Source organism: Pseudomonas xanthosomatis (assembly GCF_019139835.1).
Lineage (GTDB): Bacteria > Pseudomonadota > Gammaproteobacteria > Pseudomonadales > Pseudomonadaceae > Aquipseudomonas > Aquipseudomonas fakonensis.
On the sequence record NZ_CP077075.1, the window covers coordinates 924,014 to 943,820 of the forward strand.

General features: G+C 65.8%; 21 protein-coding genes. 7 read left to right on the forward strand and 14 right to left on the reverse strand.

Annotated features, from left to right (window positions below; all coding sequences use genetic code 11):
- Positions 1-31 precede the first annotated feature (31 nt).
- The 3 genes from KSS93_RS04065 to KSS93_RS04075 all read left to right on the forward strand — a co-directional run bounded on the left by KSS93_RS04065 (position 32) and on the right by KSS93_RS04075 (position 1,773).
- On the forward strand, positions 32-307 hold the full coding sequence (locus KSS93_RS04065) for a polyhydroxyalkanoic acid system family protein (protein ID WP_217887257.1): 276 nt from the start codon (positions 32-34) through the stop codon (positions 305-307).
- 271 nt (positions 308-578) lie between these two features.
- The gene (locus KSS93_RS04070; RefSeq protein ID WP_217887258.1) at positions 579-998 is read left to right on the forward strand and encodes a phasin family protein; all 420 of its coding nucleotides are present in this window, start codon (positions 579-581) and stop codon (positions 996-998) included.
- Positions 999-1,008: 10 nt separating this feature from the next.
- Positions 1,009-1,773 (forward strand): phasin family protein, encoded by a 765-nt coding sequence (locus tag KSS93_RS04075; RefSeq protein ID WP_217887259.1) that lies wholly within the window; start codon positions 1,009-1,011, stop codon positions 1,771-1,773.
- Positions 1,774-1,874: 101 nt separating this feature from the next.
- Here the strand turns inward: KSS93_RS04075 and KSS93_RS04080 are convergent, their stop codons facing one another.
- The 14 genes from KSS93_RS04080 to gshB all read right to left on the reverse strand — a co-directional run bounded on the left by KSS93_RS04080 (position 1,875) and on the right by gshB (position 16,127).
- Positions 1,875-2,489 (reverse strand): TetR/AcrR family transcriptional regulator, encoded by a 615-nt coding sequence (locus KSS93_RS04080; protein ID WP_217887260.1) that lies wholly within the window; start codon positions 2,487-2,489, stop codon positions 1,875-1,877.
- A 4-nt stretch (positions 2,490-2,493) separates the two neighbouring features.
- Positions 2,494-4,176, reverse strand: a complete 1,683-nt coding sequence (gene phaC / locus KSS93_RS04085; RefSeq protein WP_217887261.1) for a class II poly(R)-hydroxyalkanoic acid synthase — start codon at positions 4,174-4,176, stop codon at positions 2,494-2,496.
- A 171-nt stretch (positions 4,177-4,347) separates the two neighbouring features.
- Positions 4,348-5,199: a poly(3-hydroxyalkanoate) depolymerase gene (gene phaZ, locus KSS93_RS04090; RefSeq protein ID WP_217887262.1), complete on the reverse strand. Its 852-nt coding sequence runs from the start codon at positions 5,197-5,199 to the stop codon at positions 4,348-4,350.
- A gap of 61 nt (positions 5,200-5,260) precedes the next feature.
- Positions 5,261-6,940, reverse strand: a complete 1,680-nt coding sequence (gene phaC / locus KSS93_RS04095; RefSeq protein WP_217840675.1) for a class II poly(R)-hydroxyalkanoic acid synthase — start codon at positions 6,938-6,940, stop codon at positions 5,261-5,263.
- Between the two features lie 337 nt (positions 6,941-7,277).
- On the reverse strand, positions 7,278-7,655 hold the full coding sequence (locus KSS93_RS04100) for a gamma-butyrobetaine hydroxylase family protein (RefSeq protein WP_217887263.1): 378 nt from the start codon (positions 7,653-7,655) through the stop codon (positions 7,278-7,280).
- A 175-nt stretch (positions 7,656-7,830) separates the two neighbouring features.
- The gene (gene hslU / locus KSS93_RS04105) at positions 7,831-9,174 is read right to left on the reverse strand and encodes an ATP-dependent protease ATPase subunit HslU (RefSeq protein WP_217840673.1); all 1,344 of its coding nucleotides are present in this window, start codon (positions 9,172-9,174) and stop codon (positions 7,831-7,833) included.
- Positions 9,175-9,248: 74 nt separating this feature from the next.
- Positions 9,249-9,779, reverse strand: coding sequence for an ATP-dependent protease subunit HslV (hslV, locus tag KSS93_RS04110; protein ID WP_011536056.1), 531 nt, complete (start codon positions 9,777-9,779; stop codon positions 9,249-9,251).
- 289 nt (positions 9,780-10,068) lie between these two features.
- Positions 10,069-11,340: a dihydroorotase gene (locus KSS93_RS04115; RefSeq protein WP_217887264.1), complete on the reverse strand. Its 1,272-nt coding sequence runs from the start codon at positions 11,338-11,340 to the stop codon at positions 10,069-10,071.
- Entirely contained in the window at positions 11,337-12,341 is a 1,005-nt protein-coding gene (locus KSS93_RS04120; RefSeq protein ID WP_217840671.1) for an aspartate carbamoyltransferase catalytic subunit, read from the reverse strand. Before KSS93_RS04120 ends, KSS93_RS04115 begins: the two co-directional genes overlap by 4 nt.
- 12 nt (positions 12,342-12,353) lie before the next feature.
- Complete coding sequence (pyrR, locus tag KSS93_RS04125; RefSeq protein ID WP_217887265.1) at positions 12,354-12,872, reverse strand: bifunctional pyr operon transcriptional regulator/uracil phosphoribosyltransferase PyrR; 519 nt, start codon at positions 12,870-12,872, stop codon at positions 12,354-12,356.
- A 58-nt stretch (positions 12,873-12,930) separates the two neighbouring features.
- Positions 12,931-13,356 carry a Holliday junction resolvase RuvX gene (gene ruvX, locus KSS93_RS04130; RefSeq protein WP_217887266.1) on the reverse strand — a complete coding sequence of 142 codons (426 nt, stop codon included), beginning with the start codon at positions 13,354-13,356 and terminating at the stop codon, positions 12,931-12,933.
- Positions 13,356-13,925: a YqgE/AlgH family protein gene (locus tag KSS93_RS04135; protein ID WP_217887267.1), complete on the reverse strand. Its 570-nt coding sequence runs from the start codon at positions 13,923-13,925 to the stop codon at positions 13,356-13,358. Before KSS93_RS04135 ends, ruvX begins: the two co-directional genes overlap by 1 nt.
- A gap of 251 nt (positions 13,926-14,176) precedes the next feature.
- The gene (locus KSS93_RS04140) at positions 14,177-15,082 is read right to left on the reverse strand and encodes an energy transducer TonB (RefSeq protein ID WP_217887268.1); all 906 of its coding nucleotides are present in this window, start codon (positions 15,080-15,082) and stop codon (positions 14,177-14,179) included.
- Between the two features lie 91 nt (positions 15,083-15,173).
- A complete protein-coding gene (gene gshB / locus KSS93_RS04145) occupies positions 15,174-16,127 on the reverse strand; it encodes a glutathione synthase (protein ID WP_217887269.1) in 954 nt (317 codons plus the stop codon).
- Between the two features lie 244 nt (positions 16,128-16,371).
- Between gshB and pilG the strand changes: the two genes are divergently transcribed.
- From pilG to KSS93_RS04165, 4 genes are read left to right on the forward strand one after another with little or no spacing between them, the layout of a single operon-like run.
- Positions 16,372-16,773, forward strand: coding sequence for a response regulator (gene pilG / locus KSS93_RS04150; protein ID WP_217840665.1), 402 nt, complete (start codon positions 16,372-16,374; stop codon positions 16,771-16,773).
- 47 nt (positions 16,774-16,820) lie between these two features.
- Positions 16,821-17,186 (forward strand): response regulator, encoded by a 366-nt coding sequence (gene pilH, locus KSS93_RS04155; protein WP_217840664.1) that lies wholly within the window; start codon positions 16,821-16,823, stop codon positions 17,184-17,186.
- On the forward strand, positions 17,183-17,737 hold the full coding sequence (locus tag KSS93_RS04160) for a chemotaxis protein CheW (protein WP_217887270.1): 555 nt from the start codon (positions 17,183-17,185) through the stop codon (positions 17,735-17,737). The genes pilH and KSS93_RS04160 overlap by 4 nt, the downstream gene beginning before the upstream one ends.
- Positions 17,738-17,785: 48 nt before the next feature.
- Entirely contained in the window at positions 17,786-19,807 is a 2,022-nt protein-coding gene (locus KSS93_RS04165; RefSeq protein ID WP_217843662.1) for a methyl-accepting chemotaxis protein, read from the forward strand.

Here is a 19,807-nt window from a genome sequence, read left to right on the forward strand (position 1 = left end):
GGCCATTGTCTTCATATCCAGGAACACCCGCATGACCCAGATCAGCGTCGAACGCAAACACAGCCTCGGCCGCGAGGCCGCCCGGGCCAAGGCCGAAGCACTGGTGGACAAGCTCAGCCGCGAGTACGACCTCAAGGCCAGCTGGAACGGCGACCGCGTCGAGGTGGCGCGCAGCGGCGCCAACGGCAGCGTGCACATCGGTGATGACAGCATTCGCGTGGAGCTCAAGCTGGGCATGATGCTGTCGATGATGAGCGGCACCATCAAGGGCGAAATCGAGCGGGCTCTGGATAAAGCCCTGGCCTGACGGCCAAGCGCTGTCTCTGTAGGAGCGGCCTTGTGTCGCGATCGGGCTGCGCAGCAGCCCCTGGATCTCGGCATCATGCAAAATCGCCGGGGCTGCTGCGCAGCCCGATCGCGACACAAGGCCGCTCCTACAGGGGCTGCATGCCATTCAAGCCTCCCACGCCCAGCACCCACCTTAGGGTGAGAATTCTAATTTCCTTCCCTACCTTATGCTCCAGGCCCGAATCCATGGGCAGTTCCTCCCTCCCCCGAACGAGCATGAGGTGCAGAGCATGGCCAAAGCGAACCTGAAGCAAAAAGACGACACCCAGGGCACCCTGGGCGAAGTGCGCGGCTACGCGCGCAAGATCTGGCTGGCGGGCATCGGTGCTTACGCCCGTGTTGGCCAGGAAGGCTCCGACTACTTCAAGGAGCTGGTAAAAGCCGGCGAAGGCGTCGAGAAACGCGGCAAGAAGCGCCTGGACAAGGCCGTTGACGCTGCCAACACGCAAATCGACGAAGCCACCCAGGAAGTCACCCGGGTACCTGGCCGGGTCGAGGCCCAGCTGGACAAAATCGAGAAAGCCTTCGACGAGCGCGTAGGGCGCGCCTTGAATCGCCTCGGCATTCCGTCTAAACATGACGTTGAGGCGTTGTCCATCAAGCTTGAACAGCTGCACGAGCTGCTCGAGCGCGTCGCGCACAAACCATAAGGAGAGCAGGATGGCTGGCAAGAAGAATTCCGACAAAGAAGGCAGCTCCTGGGTCGGCGGGATCGAGAAGTACTCCCGCAAGATCTGGCTGGCAGGGCTGGGTATCTACTCCAAGATCGACCAGGACGGCCCGAAGCTGTTCGACTCGCTGGTAAAAGATGGCGAGAAGGCCGAAAAAACCGCGAAGAAAACCGCCGAAGACGTGGCCGAAACCGCCAAGTCGTCGACCACCTCGCGGGTATCTGGCGTCAAGGACCGTGCCCTGGGCAAGTGGAGCGAGCTCGAAGAAGCCTTCGACAAGCGCCTGAACAGCGCCATCTCGCGCCTGGGCGTACCTAGCCGCAACGAGATCAAGGCCCTGCACCAGCAGGTCGACACCCTGACCAAGCAGATCGAAAAACTCACCGGCGCGTCGGTGACCCCGGTCTCCAAGGCCGCTGCCAGCAAGACCGCAGCCAAGCCATTGGCCAAGGCGCCGGCCAAGCCTGCGGCGAAAACCGCAGCGGCCAAGCCTGCAGCCAAGCCAGCTGCTAAAACTGCGGCGGCAAAACCCGCTGCCAAGCCTGCGGCAAAACCGGCCGCCAAGCCTGTTGCCGCAAAACCTGCAGCGGCCAAGAAACCTGCCGTGAAAAAGGCGCCGGCCAAACCGGCAGCAGCCAAGCCAGCCGCAGCCAAACCGGCAGCGACCCCGGCAGCCACTGCCGCCCCGGCGCCAAGCGCGGCCCCGGCCAGCAGCACCCCCTCGGCACCGGTGAACGCGGCCACCCAGGCCTGATACCGCGTCGCCCCCTTCGCGGGTAAACCCGCTCCCACAGGATGTGCAAAACCTGTGGAAGCGGGTTTACCCGCGAATGCCGCAACACAAATCTTCCAGGCTCAGCCCTCCAGATACCTCATCGCCAACTGCTCCGCCGCTGCACGCGCCGGTGCCTGCAGGTGCGGCGCCACCAGCATCATGATCTGGTACACCACCACCCCCACATCCCCCTCACGGCCCAGCACCCGCTGATAGTCCAGCGAGCACATCAGGGTGAGCGTTATCTGCTCCACCAATTGCCCCAGCGCCTGGGTTTCGCTGGTCACCAGGCCCTGGCGCTTGAGGCTGGCCAGCAGCGCGGCCAGGGTGCGCTTGAGCGCGTTGATCAGGCTGCGCATGCCCCGGGCCAGCTTGGGCAGGCGGCCGGTGAGGTTGGACAGGTCCTGGAACAGGAAGCGGTACTGGGCCATGCGCTCGACGATCAGGTGCAGGAACAGCCAGTAGTCCTCAGCGTCCAGGCGCACGTCCAGCGGCGGGTCGAGCAGCGGCATCAGCTGTTCTTCGAAGCGCTCGAACAGGCCGATCACCAACGGCTCCTTGCCGTGGAAGTGGTAGTACAGGTTGCCGGGGCTGATGCCCATCTCGTTGGCGATTTCCAAGGTCGAGACGTTCGGCTCGCCCTGCTGGTTGAACAGCGCCAGGGCGCACTCAAGAATGCGGTCGCGGGTTTTCATTCGCTCAGCGTGCCAGTACGTAGGTGCCGGGCGCAGGGCCCAGCGGTGGATAGGTGGCGTTGCCAAGCTCGGTGCGCGGCGCTTTCAAGCTGCCCGAGCGCGGCCCGATCCAGTCCAGCCACAGCGGCCACCAACTGCCGTCGCGGCGCTGGGCGTCGTGGAACCAGGCGCGTGGGTCGCTGGAAAGCCGCGGGTTCTCCAGGTAGTAGGCCTTGGGGTTGCCGGGCGGGTTGATGATGCTCTGGATATGCCCGCTGTTGGCCAGCACGAAACGCCGCTCGCCACCCAGCAGCAAGGCCGAACGGTACACCGCGTCCCACGGCGTGATGTGGTCGTTGCTGCCGGCCACGGTGAAGCTGTCCACCGCCACCTGTTTGAGGTCGATGGGCGTGCCGCACACCTCCAGGCCGTCGGCGAAGGTCAGCGGGTTGAGCTTGAAGAAGTCCAGCAGGTCGCCGTGCAGCGCCGCTGGCAGGCGGGTGTTGTCGGCGTTCCAGTAGAGGATGTCGAAGGCCGGCGGCGCCTTGCCCAGCAGGTAGTTGTTGACCCAGTAGTTCCAGATCAGGTCGTTGGGCCGCATCCAGGCGAAGATCCGCGCCACCTCGCCGCCATCGAGCACGCCGCGCTGGTACGAGCGGCGCTTGGCGGCCTCGATGGTCTGCTCGTCGGCGAACAGGCTGGCGGGGCTGTCGAACTGGCTGTCCAGCAGGCTTACCAGGTAGGTGGCGCTGCGCACCTTGCGCAGTTGCTGCTTGGCGTTCAGGTGGCCCTGCAGCGCGGCCATGGTCAGGCCGCCGGCGCAGGCGCCCATCAGGTTGGGGTCGCGGCTGCCGCTGATGCTGCGGCAGGCGTTGAGTGCTTCTTCCAGCGCCTGCACGTAGCTCGACAGGCCCCATTCGCGGTGGCGCGGGTCGGGGTTGCGCCAGCTGACCATGAACACCTGCAGGCCGTGCTTGAGCATGTATTGCACGAAGCTGTTGGTCGGGCCCAGGTCGAAGATGTAGAACTTGTTGATTTGCGGTGGCACCACCAGCAGCGGGCGGGCGTACTGTTTTTCGCTGAGCGGCTTGTACTGGATCAGTTCCAGCAGGTCGTTGCGAAACACCACGGCGCCCGGGGTGGTGGCCAGGTTGCCGCCCACTTCGAAGGCGCGCTCGTCCACCTGGCGCGGCAGGCCGTCGTTGTGGCGCAGGTCGTCGAGCAGGTGGCTGGCGCCGCGCAGCAGGCTCTGGCCGCCGGTGTTGAGCAGCTCTTTCACCGCCAGCGGGTTGAGCAGCGAGTTGCTGGGGGACAGGGCGTCGTTGATCAGGTTGAACAGAAACTGCGCGCGGGCGCGGTCGTCATGGCTCAGCGAGCTCTCTTCGATCCACAGGCGGGTCTGCTTCTGCCAGGCCAGGTACGCCTGCAGGCCGCGGCGGTAGAGCGGGTTCTGGCTCCAGGTCGGGTCGCTGAAGCGGTTGTCGCGCGGGTGCGGCTGGTAGGGGGTGTCACCCAGCATCACCCGGCCGAGCGTCCCGCCCAGCTCGAGCAGGTGGCGGGCGGTGTGCAGCGGGTGGCGCAGGCCGTGGCGGCCGACATGGCGCAAGGTCGAGAGCAGGTCGCGACCGCGCAGGCCGGTGATGGCGTTCTGCACGTTCATGCTGGTGGCGGGGGCCGGGGCCGTCCCGGGTGCCGGTTTGTCTTTCATGCCAACACTCCATCGTTGAGCAATCGGGCCATCTTGCTGGTCGAGCCAGCAGGGGGCCTGTGGGAGCGGGCTTGCCCGCGAACACGGGCACAGCCCGTGCCATGCACCGAGTCGCCTGTTTCGCGGGCAAGCCCGCTCCCACAAGGGCCGAGGTGCGTTTGAGCGTCAATCTCAGGCGCCCGAAGCCGGGCGCGGGTGCATGACCGCGCGTTGGCGTTCCTGCTGGAGGAATTTCATGATGATCGGGGCGACGGCTTCGGCCCGGGTGATCAGGAACAGGTGGCCGTCGTCGATTATGTGTAGCTGTGCATTGGGAATCCGCCAGGCCAAAAGGCGCATGTTCACCAGCGGGATCAGCGGGTCGTCGTCACCGGCCAGCACCAGGGTTGGCTGGTGGATCTTGTGCAGCCAGTGGATGCTGGTCCAGCCAAGGCCTGCGAACAGCTGCCAGTAATAGCCCATCTTGCCGCCGGAGCGCACCTTCGAGGCGTGGTGCAGGGCCAGGTCCGGGTCGCGGCGAAAGCCGCCGCCGTAGATCATCGGGGCAATGCGGATGACATGCGACGGCTGGATGTAACGCCTTGGGCTTGCCATCATCCACAGCACCTTGGGCTTGCCCGGCACCATCACCGCACCTGCGGCGGTGGCGGCCAGCACCAGCTTCTTGCAGCGCTCGGGGTAGTCGTGGGCGAACTGCTGGGCCAGCGCGCCGCCCCAGGACACGCCGATCACGTTGACCTGGCCGTAGTCCAGGTAGTCGAGCATGCGCGCGGTGAGCTTGGCCAGGCCCGGAAAACGGTACGGGTGGCGCGGCGTCGACGAGCCGCCGACACCGGGTACGTCGAAGGCGATCACTTCAAGGTCCGGGTCCAGCGCCTCGATGAACGGGAACACCAGCTCCAGGTTGGCGCCGATGCCGTTGAAAATCAGCAGCGGCGTCAGGTGCGGCTTGCCCGGGCGGACCGCGGTGCGGATCGACTGGTCGTCCAGCTCGACGGTCCTGAACAGGTACGGTTGCGACATGCGCGTGGCTCTTTAGGTGAGTGGGCGCGCTGCGCCCGCAGGCGCAACGCAGCACGGGCACTCAGCGTTCGTGGACGTAGGTACCGGGGGAGGCTTCGCCGGCGGCGTAGGCGCGGTTGCCCAGGCGCGTGGGGGCCTTTTTCAACTCGCCGCCGCGCTCGCCCAGCCAGGCTTGCCAGTGCAGCCACCAGGAGTCGGCGTGCTTGATCGCGTTCTCCTGCCAGGCCACCGGGTCGTCCGGGCGGTCCTCGCCGGTCATGAAGCGCGCCTTGGGGTTGCCCGGCGGGTTGAGGATGCTTTGGATGTGCCCGCTGTTGGACAGCACGAACTCGATCTTGCCACCGAACAGGTGCGCCGAGCGGTAGCACGACTGCCACGGGGTGATGTGGTCGGCGGTGCCGGCAACGCTGTAGATGTCGCAGTCGACGGTCTTCAGGTCGATGGCGGTGCCGCACACCTCCAGGGCGTTGGAGCGGGTCAGCGGATTGTTCTTGAACATCTCGATCAAATCGCCGTGGAAGGCGGCCGGCAGGCGCGTGGTGTCGTTGTTCCAGAACAGGATGTCGAACACGGGCGGCGCGTTGCCCAGCAGGTAGTTGTTGACCCAGTAGTTCCAGATCAGGTCGTTGGGGCGCATCCAGGCGAACACCTTGGCCATGTCGCTGCCTTCGAGCACGCCCGACTGATACGAGTGGCGCTTGGCGGCTTCCAGGGTCTGCTCGTCGACGAACAGCGCCACCTGGGTTTCCATGGTGGTGTCGAGCACGCTCACCAGCAACGTGAGGGCGTTGACCTTCTTCTCGCCCAGGGCTGCATAGTGGCCCACCAGCGCGGTGCAGGTGATGCCGCCGGAGCAGGCACCGAGCATGTTCAAATCCTTGCTGCCGGTGATCGCCAGCACCGCATCGACTGCTTCCTTGAGCGCGTCGATGTAGGTTGACAGGCCCCACTCGCGCTGGGCCTTGGTGGGGTTGCGCCAGCTGATGATGAAGGTCTGCTGCTGCGAGCGCAGACAGAAGCGCGCCAGGCTCTTTTCCGGGCTCAGATCGAACACGTAGAACTTGTTGATTTGCGGTGGCACCACCAGTAGCGGGCGGCTGTGCACCTGCTCGGTGATCGGCTTGTACTGGATCAGCTCCAGCACGTCGTTGCGGTACACCACCGCGCCTTCGCTGGTGCCGAGGTTCTTGCCCACCTCGAACGCCTCCATGTTCACCTGGCTGGGCATGCCGCCGTTGTTGACCATGTCCTTGGCCAGGTTGGACAGGCCGTCGAGCAGGCTCTTGCCGCCGGTCTCGAAGAAGCGCTTGATCGCCGCCGGGTTGGAGAGGGTGTTGGTGGGGGCCATGGCTTCGGTCATCAGGTTGATGACGAACTGCCCGCGGCTGATGTCCTGGGGCGACAGGTCGCTGCTGCTGACCCAGTCGTTGAGCTCCTTGCGCCAGGCCAGGTACGTCTGCAGGTAGCGGCGGTACAGCGGGTTCTGGCTCCAGGCCGGGTCGGCGAAGCGGCGGTCGTCGCCTTCGGGCTGCAGGCTCGACTTGCCCAGCAGCACGTTCTTCAGTTCCAGGCCGAAATGCGCCACGTGCTTGGCGCTGTGCAAGGGCTGGCGTACCGCCTGGCGCAATACCGTGCGCGCCGAGGTCAGCAGGTCCTTGCGGCGAATACCGATGACCGGGTTCAGCCCCAGGGTGTTTTCCGAGGCCTGCCGCTGCAACTCATCGTTGTTCTTGTTACTCATCTACGACGCTCCGTTGTCCTGAGACGAGTACCGGCGTGCTGTGACAGCCCGGTACTGCTACTCGGGTGACCAGTGATAAGGAACAGCGGTGCTGCGACCGGTTGCGCGGGGGTGATGAGCTGCGGGGTGTTCTGCGTGTGAAGACAGCCTGCGCTTTCTCGCGACCACTACGTACCGGCCTGGCCCTGCTTGCCCATGAAACGATGCAGGGAACTTGCCAGCTCCATTGGTTACCCGACTTTCATGTAATGCGCAAGACAGCCCGTCACTGGGCTGTCTGTAAGGCATTCAAGCAGATGAGATTAGAAAATGCGCTCTAACTCGTAGGACCCTTGCGCTAGAGCATCAGTTTAACGACCGATTCGGCCGGGTCGCGGGACTTGCCGGCCTTGTGCAGGTCGTCCAGGTACTCGGCCCACAGCTGCTCCTGGCGCAGGCACAGCTGCTCGAGGTATTCCCAGGTGAACAGGCCTGAGTCATGGCCGTCGTCGAAGGTCAGTTTCAGTGCATATTGGCCGGCAGGCTCCAGGCCCGAGAGTCCTACGTTGATCTTGCCAAATTGCAGGATGGGATTGCCGTGGCCCTGGACCTCGGCAGAGGGGGAGTGCACCCGCAGGAATTCGGCAGGCAGGTGGTAGACCTCGCCGGGGGCGTAGGTGAGGGTGAGGGTTTTCGAGGCTTTGTGCAGGTTGATGGCGGTGGGCAGGCGGGCCATTGTGGGAATCTCTCGGCAGCTGATGGGGTTAGCTTCGAGGTTCTTGTGATGGGATTCAAGGGCCCTTTCGCGGCGGTTCGGCGCCCCGACAAGCTCGCTCCCACAGGGATCATGCAGTCCCTGTGGGATCGGGCTTGTCGGGGCGCCGAACCGCCGCGAAGAAGGCGACGCGGTCTTACAGGATGTAGCGCGACAAGTCTTCGTTCTGTGCCAGCTCGCCCAGGTGGCTGTTCACGTACGCAGCGTCGATGTTGATCGGCGTCTCGTCGTGGGCGCTGGCCAGGTCGCCGGCGCTGAACGACACCTCTTCGAGCAGGCGCTCGAGCAGGGTGTGCAGGCGGCGGGCACCGATGTTCTCGGTCTTTTCGTTGACCTGGAAGGCGATCTCGGCCAGGCGCTTGATGCCCTCGTCGGCGAACGCGATGTTCAAGCCCTCGGTCTTGAGCAGGGCGCTGTACTGCTCGGTCAGCGAGGCGTGCGGCTCTTTGAGGATGCGCTCGAAGTCTTCCGGGGTCAGCGCCTTGAGCTCGACACGGATCGGCAGGCGGCCCTGCAGTTCAGGTACCAGGTCGCTCGGCTTGCTCAGGTGGAAGGCGCCCGAGGCGATGAACAGGATGTGGTCGGTCTTGACCATGCCCAGCTTGGTGTTGACGGTGCAGCCCTCGATCAGCGGCAGCAGGTCGCGCTGCACGCCTTCACGGGACACATCGGCGCCGCCGACGTTGCCGCGCTTGGCCACCTTGTCGATCTCGTCGATGAACACGATACCGTGCTGCTCGACCGCCTCCAGGGCCTTGGCCTTGAGCTCTTCCTCGTTGACCAGGCGGCTGGCCTCTTCTTCGCGCACCATCTTCAGCGCATCCTTGACCTTCAGCTTGCGCGCCTTGCGCTTGCCCTTGCCCATGTTGGCGAACAGGCTCTGCAGCTGGTTGGTCATTTCTTCCATGCCGGGGGGCGCGGCGATTTCGACGCCAGTGTTTTCGGCCACTTCGATCTCGATTTCCTTGTCGTCCAGCTGGCCTTCGCGCAGGCGCTTGCGGAACAGCTGGCGGGTGTTGGAGTCGCTGCTGGTCTGCTGGGCTTCTTCGGCAAAGCTGCTGGTGCGCGCCTGCGGCAGCAGGGCGTCGAGGATGCGGTCTTCGGCGGCGTCTTCGGCGCGGTGGCGCACGCGGACGATTTCCTGCTCGCGCAGCATCTTCAGCGCGGCATCGGCCAGGTCGCGGATGATCGACTCGACGTCACGGCCAACGTAGCCGACTTCGGTGAACTTGGTCGCTTCGACCTTGATGAACGGCGCATTGGCCAGCTTGGCCAGGCGACGGGCGATTTCGGTCTTGCCCACGCCGGTGGGGCCGATCATCAGGATGTTCTTCGGGGTCACTTCCTGGCGCAGCTCGGCCGGCAGTTGCATGCGCCGCCAGCGGTTGCGCAGGGCAATGGCCACGGCGCGTTTGGCGTCGTCCTGGCCGATGATGTGGCGGTTGAGTTCGTGGACGATTTCGCGGGGGGTCATGGACATGGTGAATACGGTCCTTGGTCGAAGTGGGTCAGCGTGGAAAAGTCCCGCACCGGGCGGGACGCCAGAACAGCTGATTACTCGGCCAGGTCCTGCTCCTCGATGGTCAGGTTGTGGTTGGTGAACACGCAGATGTCACCGGCGATGTTCAGCGCGGCCTCGGTGATTTCCCGGGCCGACAGGTCGGTCTTGTTCAGCAGGGCGCGGGCTGCGGCCTGGGCGTAGCCACCGCCGGAACCCATGGCGATCAGGCCGTCTTCGGGTTCGACCACATCACCATTGCCGGTGATGATCAGCGAGGCGTCCTTGTTGGCCACGGCCAGCATCGCCTCCAGGCGGCTCAGGGAGCGGTCGGTGCGCCACTCTTTGGCCAGCTCCACGGCGGCACGCACCAGGTGGCCGGAGTGTTTCTGCAACTGGGCTTCGAAGCGCTCGAACAGGGTGAAGGCATCGGCGGTGGCACCGGCAAAGCCGGCGATGACCTGGCCGTTGTACAGGCGGCGCACTTTTTTTGCGTTGCCTTTCATCACGGTGTTGCCCAGGGATACCTGGCCATCGCCGCCCATGACGACTTTGCCGTTACGGCGGACAGAAACGATGGTAGTCAAGGGAGTGTCTCCACGCAGCGGGGCGAAAATGCCTGTTGCAGAGACATATGGGGGTGGGGGGAAGGATTTCAACCAGGGGGGATGAGCGGTCGGCGTCGAGCAGGCTCATCGGTGTTGCTGCATTCGCGGGTAAACCCGCTCCCACAGGGGGCTGCATATGCTGTGGGAACGTCTTGTGCAGCCTGAACCTGCCTCATCGCCGGCAAGCTCCTACAGGTACTGCACTGGCTTGAAGCTTGTGCAATCCCTGTGGGAGCGGGTTTACCCGCGAAACGGGCGGTGCGGTCTGTCAGGCCTCGTGGCAGATGTGCCCATCGACCAAGGTACAACGCACCGCACCCGGCAGGCAGTGGCCGATGAACGGGCAGTTCTCGCCGCGCGAGAACCACTGCTCGCCCGCCACGGTGGAGGCTTGCGGGTCGAACAGCACCAGGTCAGCGGCAGCGCCCACCTTCAGCTCGCCGGCCGGCAGGCGCAGCGCGCCGGCAGGGCCGCTGGAGAGGCGTGCCAGCAGGGTCGGCAGGTCGAGCAGGCCGTCCTCGACCAGGGTCATGGCCAGTGGCAGTAGCAGTTCGACGCTGCTGATACCCGGCTCGGTGGCGCCGAACGGGGCCAGCTTGGCGTCACGCTCGTGGGGCTGGTGGTGGCTGGAGATGGCCTGGATCACCCCGGCCTTCACGGCCTCGCGCAGGCCGTCACGGTCGGCGGCGGTGCGCAGCGGCGGCTGCACGTGGTACAGGCTTGAGAAGTCGCGCAGCGATTCGTCGGTGAGGATCAGTTGGTACAGCGCCACGTCAGCGGTAACCGGCAGCCCCAACTGCTGGGCCTGGGCGATCAGCCGGGCGCCACGGGCGCTGGTGATCTGGCTGAAGTGCGCACGCACGCCGCTCTGCTCGACCAGCAGCAGGTTGCGCGCCAGGGCCACGGTCTCGGCGCTCTCGGGGATGCCGGGCAGGCCGAGGAAGCTGGCCATCGGCCCTTCGTGGGCCAGGCCACCCTGCGACAGGTCGCTGTCCTGGGAGTGGAACACCACGGTCAGGTCGAAGGTGGCGGCGTATTCCAGCGCCCGGGCCAGGGTGCGGTTGTTGGGGATTTGTTTCAGGCCGTTGCCAAACGCTACGCAACCGGTATCGCGCAGGGCCACCAGTTCGGCCAGTTGCTCGCCTTCCAGGCCCTTGGTCAGGGCGCCGATCGGGTAGACCTTGCTGTTGGCCGCCTCGCGGGCACGGTCGAGAATCAGCTCGGCCACTGCCGGGGTGTCCAGCACCGGTTTGGTCTGCGGCGGGCAGCACAGGCTGGTGACGCCACCGGCGACCGCTGCGCGGGTTTCGCTGGCAATGTTGCCCTTGCGGCTGTAGCCCGGCTCGCGCAGCGACACGCCAAGGTCTACCAGGCCAGGTGCTGCCACCAGGCCGTCGGCCTGGATCGTGCGGCTGGCGCTGAAGCCTGCCGGTGCTGCGCCGATGGCGGCAATGCGCCCACCGTCCAGGTGCAGGTCGGTGACGCGGTCCAGGCCGCTGGCAGGGTCGATCACCCGGGCGCCGATAATGCTGAGGGTCACTGGGCGTTCTCCTGGTCGAGTTGACGTTGCGCGTTCTGCCCGCTCATGGCCATGGACAGCACCGCCATGCGCACGGCGATGCCGTAGGTGACCTGGTTGAGAATCACCGAGTGTTTGCCGTCGGCCACTGCCGATTCGATCTCCACGCCCCGGTTGATCGGGCCCGGGTGCATGACGATGGCATCGGGCTTGGCCCCGGCCAGGCGTGCGGTGGTCAGGCCGAACAAGCGGTAGAACTCGCCTTCGCTGGGCAGCAGGCCGCCGGCCATGCGCTCGCGCTGCAGGCGCAGCATGATCACCACGTCGACGTCTTTCAGGCCTTCGGCCATGTCGGTGTAGACCTTCACCCCGTACTGCTCGATGCCGATCGGGATCAGGGTTTTCGGGCCGATCACGCGGATGTCCGGGCAGCCCAGCGCCTTGAGCGCGAGCATGTCCGAGCGGGCCACGCGCGAATGCAGGATGTCGCCGACGATGGCCACCGAGAGGTTCTCGAAGCTGCCCTTGTGGCGGCGGATGGTCAGCATGTCGAGCATGCCCTGGGTGGGGTGCGCGTGGCGGCCGTCACCGCCGTTGATCACCGCCACATCCGGGCACACGTGCTCGGCGATGAAGTGCGCGGCGCCGGAGTCGGAGTGGCGCACCACGAACATGTCGGCGGCCATGGCCTCGAGGTTGCGCAGGGTATCGAACAGGGTCTCGCCCTTGCTGGTCGAGGAGGTCGACACGTTCAGGCTGATCACGTCGGCCGACAGGCGCTGGGCGGCCAGTTCGAAGGTGGTGCGGGTGCGGGTGGAGTTCTCGAAGAACACGTTGCACACGGTTTTGCCGCGCAGCAACGGGACCTTCTTCACGGCCCGGGCGCCGACTTCGAGGAACGAGTCGGCGGTGTCGAGGATTTCGGTCAGCAGTTCGCGGGGCAAACCGTCGAGCGAGAGAAAGTGGCGTAGCTGGCCCTGATCATTGAGCTGCAGCGGGCGCTTGGCGTCGAATGGCGTCATCGCGGGGGACTCTTAAAGGGCGGATGCGGGGGCGAGGTCCTGGCGCTCGAGGGCGAGCGGGGCGGGTCCGGTCAATTTTACCCGTTCATGGGCGGCCAGCGACAGGGTGGCACCGAGCACGTTCGGGCGGATCGGCAGTTCGCCGGCATCCAGGTCCAGCAGGCACACCAGCGTCACGCTGGCCGGGCGGCCGTAGTCGAACAGTTCGTTGAGGGCGGCGCGGATGGTGCGCCCGCTCATCAGCACGTCGTCGATCAGCACCAGGTGCTGGCCTTCGATCTCGAACGGCAGCTCCGACGGGCGCACCTGCGGGTGCAAGCCGTTCTGGCTGAAATCGTCGCGGTAGAACGACACGTCCAGAGTGCCCAGCGGGCTGTCATCGCCAAGCTCCGCCTGCAGGGCCTGGGCAACCCAGACGCCGCCGGTGCGGATGCCGATGTAGCGTGGTTCGGTGATGGCGCGGCGGGCCAGATGGGCGCGAAGGTCGACGGCCATCTGCCGGATCAGTTCGGCGGGATCGGGTAGGCTCATTGCGGGTCTCCTGGGGGCGCCGGGGCGTGGTGGTGGCCCCGGCGTGAACGCGGAAAAGTCAGGTATTGGCCTCCAGCCAGCCTTGCAGCAGCAGGGCGGCGGCGATGGCGTCGACCGGGTTGTCGCGGAAGCTGCCATGGCGGTTTCCACGGGCCATCTGCTCGCCCTTGGCTTCAAAGGTGGTCAGGCGTTCGTCGTGGGTGTGTACCGGCAGGTTGTAACGGCCGTTCAGGCGGCGGGCGAACTTTTCGGCGCGCTCGCTCATTTCGCTGGGGGTGCCGTCCATGTTCAGCGGCAGGCCGACGACGATGGCGTCGGGCTTCCACTCCTTGATGAGTTTTTCCACCTGGTTCCAGTCCGGCACGCCGTTCTGTGCTTTCAGCGTGCACAGCTCGCGGGCCTGGCCGGTGATCACCTGGCCGACGGCGACGCCGATCTGTTTGGTGCCGTAGTCGAAGCCCAGCAGCAGGCGCAGCTCGGCCATCAGGCGTGCCCCGCCTGGCTGGTCAGCAGGCTCAGGTTGATACCCAGGCTCTTGGCGGCCTGGGCCAGGCGCATGTCACTGGCCATGCCGAACAGGATGTCGGCGTCGAACGGGCAGTTGAGCCAGGCGTTGTCGGCCAGCTCCGCTTCCAGCTGCCCGGCTTCCCAGCCGGCGTAACCCAGGGTGATCAGGCTCTGCTTGGGGCCGACGCCGGCGGCGATGGCCAGCAGCACGTCCTGCGAGGTGGTCAGCGACAAACCTTCGAGCGCGACGGTGGCCTGGAAGCTGCACTCGTTGCTGTGCAGCACGAAACCGCGGTCGGTCTGCACCGGCCCGCCCTGGTAGATGGGTACGTGCAGGGTGCTGGGCGGCGGTGTTTCGTCGGGGCGCAGTTGCTCGAGGATGTCGGCCAGGTTCAGCTCTTGCGGGCGGTTGATCACCAGCCCCATGGCGCCGTTCTCGTTGTGTTCGACGATGTACGTCAGCGTTTGCGCGAAGTTCGGATCGGCCATGTGCGGCATGGCGATCAGGAACTGGTGCTTGAGGTAGCTGGGGCTGAAGGTTTTCATGAGCGCTAGTGTGGCGCCAGGTGAGGAGGCTGACAAGGTGCTGTGCGGCTGTCGGTGACCCTTGTAGGAGCAACTGTCTTGCTGAAAATCTAGAAGCGGGAGTGATTCCTGTGGGAGCGGCTTTAGCCGCGAAGCAGGCAGCGCGGTGGCTGGCACCGGCTTTGCCGGTGTTCGCGGGCAAGCCCGCTCCCACAGGATCGTGCAAAGCCTGAATCCAGCGCTGTACCTGTAGGAGCGGGGATGCCTGGAGGCTAGTTGCTCGACAGCTTGTCACCCCGGGCAAAGCGCCAGGTGCGGATGATCTCCAGCCGGTCGAACTCGGCCAGGTCGCCGGTGAAAGGCGCGAACGGCGCGGCCAGGCGCACGATACGCTGGGCCGCCTGGTCCAGCACCGGCTGGCCGGACGACTCGAGCACCAGCACCTCATACAGCGAACCGTCGCGGTTGATCGACACCATCATCCGCAGGCTGCCGTACATCTGCTGGCGCCGGGCTTCTTCGGGGTAGTTGAGGTTGCCGATGCGCTCGACCTTCTTGCGCCACTCTTCCTTGTACCAGGCGCCCTTGTCGCGCATGGTCGAGGCGGCGTTCAGCCGGTGGATGCGCGGGCGCTTGGCGTAGCGCTGCTGTTCGTTGGACAGCTCCGCCTCGAGGCTTGCGATCTGGCTGGACAGCTGCGAGCTGTCGAAGTCCGGCACCTTGGCCTCGGCCTGCGGCTGGGGCTTGGTTTCTTTGGGCTTGGGCTCGACCTTCTGCGCCTTGGGTGCCTGGGTGGTCACGGCAGACTTTTGCTGCACCGGCGGGGGCGGCACCTCCTGGCGGGCGGCAGGCGGCGGGGTGACCTTGTTGATCTTGCTGTCCTGGAACGGCGCCACTTCGGTGGTCTTGGGCACTGCTTTCTTGTCCAGGGTGCCGCTGCCCTGCTGGTTGTCCTGGGCCTGGAAGTCGGCCTTTTCAGGCGGCTTCTCGCTCTTGAAGGTGGCTAGGGTGATATCCATGGTGTGGCGGATATCAGCCGGCTTGACCACGGAAAAACCCACCCCCAGGATCAGCGCCAGGTGCACCAGGGCGGCCAGGAACAGGGTAAAGCCCAGCCGGTCCACCGGGCGAACGCGGGGTGGCAGCAGGTCGGCGGGGATGTCAGCGGGGAGCGTCATCGAATATCCAGCAACCGCTGGGTGGGGCAGCGGCTCAGTCGAAATGGACCGGCATCATACCCCACTGCGCGGTGTTGCCACCTGTCCTCGGTCAGCGCGCCGTTAGCTTGCGATCAATGGCATCCATCAGCTTGGCGCCGATGTTGGTGTTGTAGGCAGCGTCGATCTCGCGGATGCAGGTCGGGCTGGTGACGTTGATTTCGGTCAGGTAGTCGCCGATCACGTCCAGGCCGACGAACAGCAGGCCCTTTTCGCGCAAGGTCGGGCCCACCTGGGCGGCGATCCAGCGGTCGCGCTCGCTCAGCGGGCGGGCTTCGCCACGGCCACCGGCGGCCAGGTTGCCGCGGGTTTCACCACTGGCCGGGATGCGCGCCAGGCAGTAGTCCACCGGCTCGCCGTCGATCATCAGGATGCGCTTGTCGCCGTCCTTGATCGCCGGCAGGTAGGCCTGCGCCATGATCTGCTGGGCGCCCAGTGCGGTCAGCGTCTCCAGGATCACCGAGAGGTTCGGGTCGCCTACGCGGTGGCGGAAGATCGAGGTGCCGCCCATGCCGTCCAGCGGCTTGAGGATCACATCACCGTGCTTGGCGGCGAACTCGCGGATGATGTCCGGGCGGCGGCTTACCAGGGTGGGTGGGGTGCACTGCGGGAACAGCGTGGCGAAGAGTTTTTCGTTGCAGTCGCGCAGGCTTTGCGGGCGGTTCACCACCAGCACGCCTTCGGCTTCGGCCTGCTCCAGCAGGTAGGTGCTGTAGACGAACTCCATGTCGAAGGGCGGGTCCTTGCGCATCAGGATCACGTCCAGCTCGGCCAGCGGGGCGTCCTGCTCGTCACCCAGCTCGAACCAGCGCGCCGGGTCGGCGAACACCTTGAGCGGGCGGCGGCGTGCGCGGGCCCTGCCTTCGCCTTGATACAGGTCGCGCTGCTCCATGTAGAACAGCTCCCAGCCACGGGCCTGGGCGGCCAGCAGCATGGCCAGCGAGCTGTCCTTTTTGTAGGAGATGGACGCGATGGGGTCCATGACAATCCCGAGGCGAACGCTCATGGGGTAATTCCTCTTGGCGGCAGGTGGCCGCGATGGCACGAAAATGAAAGTGGCTCAGGGTGGCGCCGGGCGCGCGCCGGGTCAAGGGGGCGGGCAGATGGAATGGCTACCTTGAGTGTGCTAAAAAGGCCCCATCAAGCCGCTAGCGACAAGCTTTAAGCTGCAAGCCGGCAGTCCGTGCACTGTCCGCTTTTTCTTGCAGCTTGCGGCTCGCAGCTTGCAGCTCCCAGAGGTGGCGAATCATATGGAACAACCCCTGAAGGTGATGGTGATCGACGATTCCCGCACGATCCGCCGCACCGCGCAGATGTTGCTCGGCGAGGCCGGCTGCGAGGTGATCACCGCCAGCGACGGCTTCGATGCCCTGGCAAAAATCGTCGACCACAAGCCACGCATCATCTTCGTCGATGTGCTGATGCCGCGCCTGGACGGTTACCAGACCTGCGCGGTGATCAAGCACAACAGCGAATTCAAGGACACCCCGGTCATCCTGCTCTCGTCCCGCGACGGCCTGTTCGACAAGGCCCGCGGCCGGGTAGTGGGCTCTGATCAGTTTCTGACCAAACCGTTCAGCAAGGACGAACTGCTCGACGCGATCCGCGCCCACGTGCCCGGCTTCGCCGCGCAGGACCCGCACGTAACCTGACGCTGCCTCGAAACGGCGGCGCCCAACGTTCCTCATGGGGAAACAGCATGGCCCGAGTTCTGATTGTCGACGACTCGCCGACAGAGATGTACCGCTTGACCGAATGGCTGGAAAAGCACGGCCACCAGGTGCTCAAGGCCGACAACGGCGCCGATGGCGTGGCCCTGGCCCGGCAGGAGAAGCCTGACGCTGTGCTGATGGACATCGTCATGCCCGGCATGAACGGCTTCCAGGCCACCCGCCAGCTCAGCAAAGACCCTGAAACCAGTGCCATCCCGGTGGTAGTGGTGACCACCAAGGACCAGGAAACCGACCGTATCTGGGCCACCCGCCAGGGCGCCCGGGACTTTCTCACCAAGCCGGTGGAAGAAGACGCCCTGATCGCCAAGCTCATCGAGGTGCTCGGCGCTTGACCACCCGCCCCCAGGGCGCGTCGCTGACCGCCTTCGAGCTGTTGCTGGACATCGACCGGCGCTGCCGCCTGCTGGTGGCCGACCAGCCGCTGCAGGACACCCGTCTGCAGCAGTGGAGCGGCATCGGTTTTCGCATTGCCGGGCAATGGTTCGTCGCGCCCATGGGCGAAGTCGCCGAGGTGCTGCGCGAGCCGCGCAGCAGCCGTGTGCCGGGGGTTCAGCCCTGGGTATGCGGGGTGGCCAACCTGCGCGGGCGGCTGCTGCCGGTGATGGACCTGTGTGCCTTTTTCGGTCTGGGCCCGGCCACCCCGGGCAAGCAGCGCCGGGTGCTGGTGCTGGACCATGAAGAACTGTTTGCCGGGTTGCTGGTGGACGAGGTGGTGGGCCTGCAGCACTTTGCCCTGAGCAGCCTCGAGCTGTCGCCGCCGCAACCGTTGATTCGCGCCGCAGCGCCGTTCGTGCAGGGGCATTTCCCCCGCGAGCGCAACTGGGCGATTTTCAGCCCGTTCGCCCTGGCCCAGGCGCCGGGGTTTCTCGATGTGGCGTTGTAGAGGAATATCGCCGTGACCAAGCCGGGCCCTACCGTATCCCCCGCCGCCGTGGCCCAGCGCCCGCGCAGTACCGCGCAGATCACCGTGCTGTTCGTGGTGCTGATCCTGTCGATCGTGCTGCTGTTCGCCAACTTTGCCTACCTCAACACCCAGGCCAACCACGACAAGCAGTACATCGGCCACGCCGGCGAGCTGCGCGTGCTGTCGCAGCGCATCGCCAAGAACGCCACCGAGGCCGCCGCCGGCAAGGCCCTGGCGTTCCGCCAACTGAGCGATGCACGCAACGACTTCGAGCGGCGCTGGGACTACCTGCGCCATGGCGACAAGAGCACCGGCCTGCCCTCGGCGCCGGCAGCGGTGCGCGACGAAATGGACGCAGTGCGCCAGGACTGGGAAAACCTGCGCAAGAACACCGACACCATCCTTGGTAGCGAACAGACCGTACTGTCGCTGCACCAGGTGGCGGCGACCCTGGCCGAAACCGTGCCGCAGTTGCAGGTCGAGTACGAAAAGGTGGTGGAAATCCTGCTGCAGAGCGGCGCCCCGGCCAGCCAGGTAGCCGTGGCCCAGCGCCAGTTGCTGCTGGCCGAGCGTATTCTGGGGTCGGTCAACACGGTGCTTTCCGGCGAAGACACCTCGGTGCAGGCGGCCGATACCTTCGGCCGCGACGCCAGCCGTTTCGGCCAGGTGCTCGAAGGCATGCTGGCCGGTAACCCGGCGATCCAGGTGACCCGGGTCGAGGACGCAGATGCCCGCGCGCGGCTGGCTGAAATCGCCGAACTGTTCCAGTTCGTTGCCGGCTCCGTGGACGAGATTCTTGAAACCTCGCCGGAGCTTTTGCGCGTGCGCGAGGCCGCCGGCAACATCTTCAGCCTGTCGCAAACCCTGCTCGATGAGGCCTCGCACCTGGCTAACGGCTTCGAGAACCTGGCCGGCGGGCGCACCCTCGACACCGTCGGTGGCTACGCCCTGGGCCTGCTGGCGCTGGCCTCGATCATCCTCATCGGCCTGGTGATGGTGCGCGCCACCCACCGCCAGCTGCGCGAGACCGCCGAAAAGAACGAACGCAACCAGCAGGCGATCATGCGCCTGCTGGATGAAATCGAAGAGCTGGCCGACGGCGACCTGACCGTCACCGTGTCGGTCACCGAAGACTTCACCGGGGCCATCGCCGATTCGATCAACTACTCGGTCGACCAGTTGCGCGACCTGGTGGCTACCATCAACCACAGCGCCGAGCAGGTGGCCGCAGCGGTGCAGGACACCCAGAACACCTCGCGCCAGCTGGCCAAGGCCTCCGAGCACCAGGCCGAGCAGATCAGCGAGGCCTCCGAGGCGGTGGGCGACATGGTCGAGTCCATCGACCGGGTGTCGGCCCACGCCTACGAGTCGGCCAAGGTGGCCGAGCGTTCGGTGGCCATCGCCAACAAGGGTAACGAGGTGGTGCACAACACCATCAACGGCATGAACAACATTCGCGAGCAGATCCAGGACACCGCCAAGCGGATCAAGCGCCTGGGTGAGTCTTCGCAAGAGATCGGCGACATCGTCAGCCTGATCGACGACATTGCCGACCAGACCAACATCCTCGCCCTCAACGCGGCAATCCAGGCCTCGCTGGCCGGCGAGGCCGGGCGCGGTTTTGCCGTGGTCGCCGACGAGGTGCAGCGCCTGGCCGAGCGCTCGTCCTCGGCGACGCGGCAGATCGAAGCGCTGGTGCGCACCATCCAGGCCGACACCAACGAAGCAGTGATCTCCATGGAGCAGACCACCGCCGAGGTGGTGCGTGGCGCGCGCCTGGCCCAGGATGCCGGGGTGGCGCTGGCCGAGATCGAGGGCGTGTCGCAGACCCTGGCCGAACTGATCCACAGCATCTCGGACGCGGCCCAGTTGCAGACCTCCTCGGCCGGGCAAATTTCCCACACCATGGCGGTGATCCAGCAGATCACCGCGCAGACGTCCACCGGCTCCAGCGCTACCGCCGACAGCATTCGCCACCTGGCGCGCATGGCCAGCGAGATGCGCCGCTCGGTGTCGGGCTTCACCCTGCCCAAGGTCGAGCGCCCGTGA

Excerpts from the sequence above, each read along its gene's own strand:
- KSS93_RS04065 (WP_217887257.1), top strand. The coding sequence starts at position 32 with ATGACCCAGATCAGCGTCGAACGCAAACACAGCCTCGGCCGCGAGGCC.
- KSS93_RS04070 (WP_217887258.1), top strand. The coding sequence starts at position 579 with ATGGCCAAAGCGAACCTGAAGCAAAAAGACGACACCCAGGGCACCCTG.
- KSS93_RS04075 (WP_217887259.1), top strand. The coding sequence starts at position 1,009 with ATGGCTGGCAAGAAGAATTCCGACAAAGAAGGCAGCTCCTGGGTCGGC.
- KSS93_RS04080 (WP_217887260.1), bottom strand. The coding sequence starts at position 2,489 with ATGAAAACCCGCGACCGCATTCTTGAGTGCGCCCTGGCGCTGTTCAAC.
- phaC (WP_217887261.1), bottom strand. The coding sequence starts at position 4,176 with ATGAAAGACAAACCGGCACCCGGGACGGCCCCGGCCCCCGCCACCAGC.
- phaZ (WP_217887262.1), bottom strand. The coding sequence starts at position 5,199 with ATGTCGCAACCGTACCTGTTCAGGACCGTCGAGCTGGACGACCAGTCG.
- phaC (WP_217840675.1), bottom strand. The coding sequence starts at position 6,940 with ATGAGTAACAAGAACAACGATGAGTTGCAGCGGCAGGCCTCGGAAAAC.
- KSS93_RS04100 (WP_217887263.1), bottom strand. The coding sequence starts at position 7,655 with ATGGCCCGCCTGCCCACCGCCATCAACCTGCACAAAGCCTCGAAAACC.
- hslU (WP_217840673.1), bottom strand. The coding sequence starts at position 9,174 with ATGTCCATGACCCCCCGCGAAATCGTCCACGAACTCAACCGCCACATC.
- KSS93_RS04120 (WP_217840671.1), bottom strand. The coding sequence starts at position 12,341 with ATGACGCCATTCGACGCCAAGCGCCCGCTGCAGCTCAATGATCAGGGC.
- pyrR (WP_217887265.1), bottom strand. The coding sequence starts at position 12,872 with ATGAGCCTACCCGATCCCGCCGAACTGATCCGGCAGATGGCCGTCGAC.
- ruvX (WP_217887266.1), bottom strand. The coding sequence starts at position 13,356 with ATGGCCGAGCTGCGCCTGCTGCTGGGCTTCGACTACGGCACCAAACAG.
- KSS93_RS04135 (WP_217887267.1), bottom strand. The coding sequence starts at position 13,925 with ATGAAAACCTTCAGCCCCAGCTACCTCAAGCACCAGTTCCTGATCGCC.
- KSS93_RS04140 (WP_217887268.1), bottom strand. The coding sequence starts at position 15,082 with ATGACGCTCCCCGCTGACATCCCCGCCGACCTGCTGCCACCCCGCGTT.
- gshB (WP_217887269.1), bottom strand. The coding sequence starts at position 16,127 with ATGAGCGTTCGCCTCGGGATTGTCATGGACCCCATCGCGTCCATCTCC.
- pilG (WP_217840665.1), top strand. The coding sequence starts at position 16,372 with ATGGAACAACCCCTGAAGGTGATGGTGATCGACGATTCCCGCACGATC.
- pilH (WP_217840664.1), top strand. The coding sequence starts at position 16,821 with ATGGCCCGAGTTCTGATTGTCGACGACTCGCCGACAGAGATGTACCGC.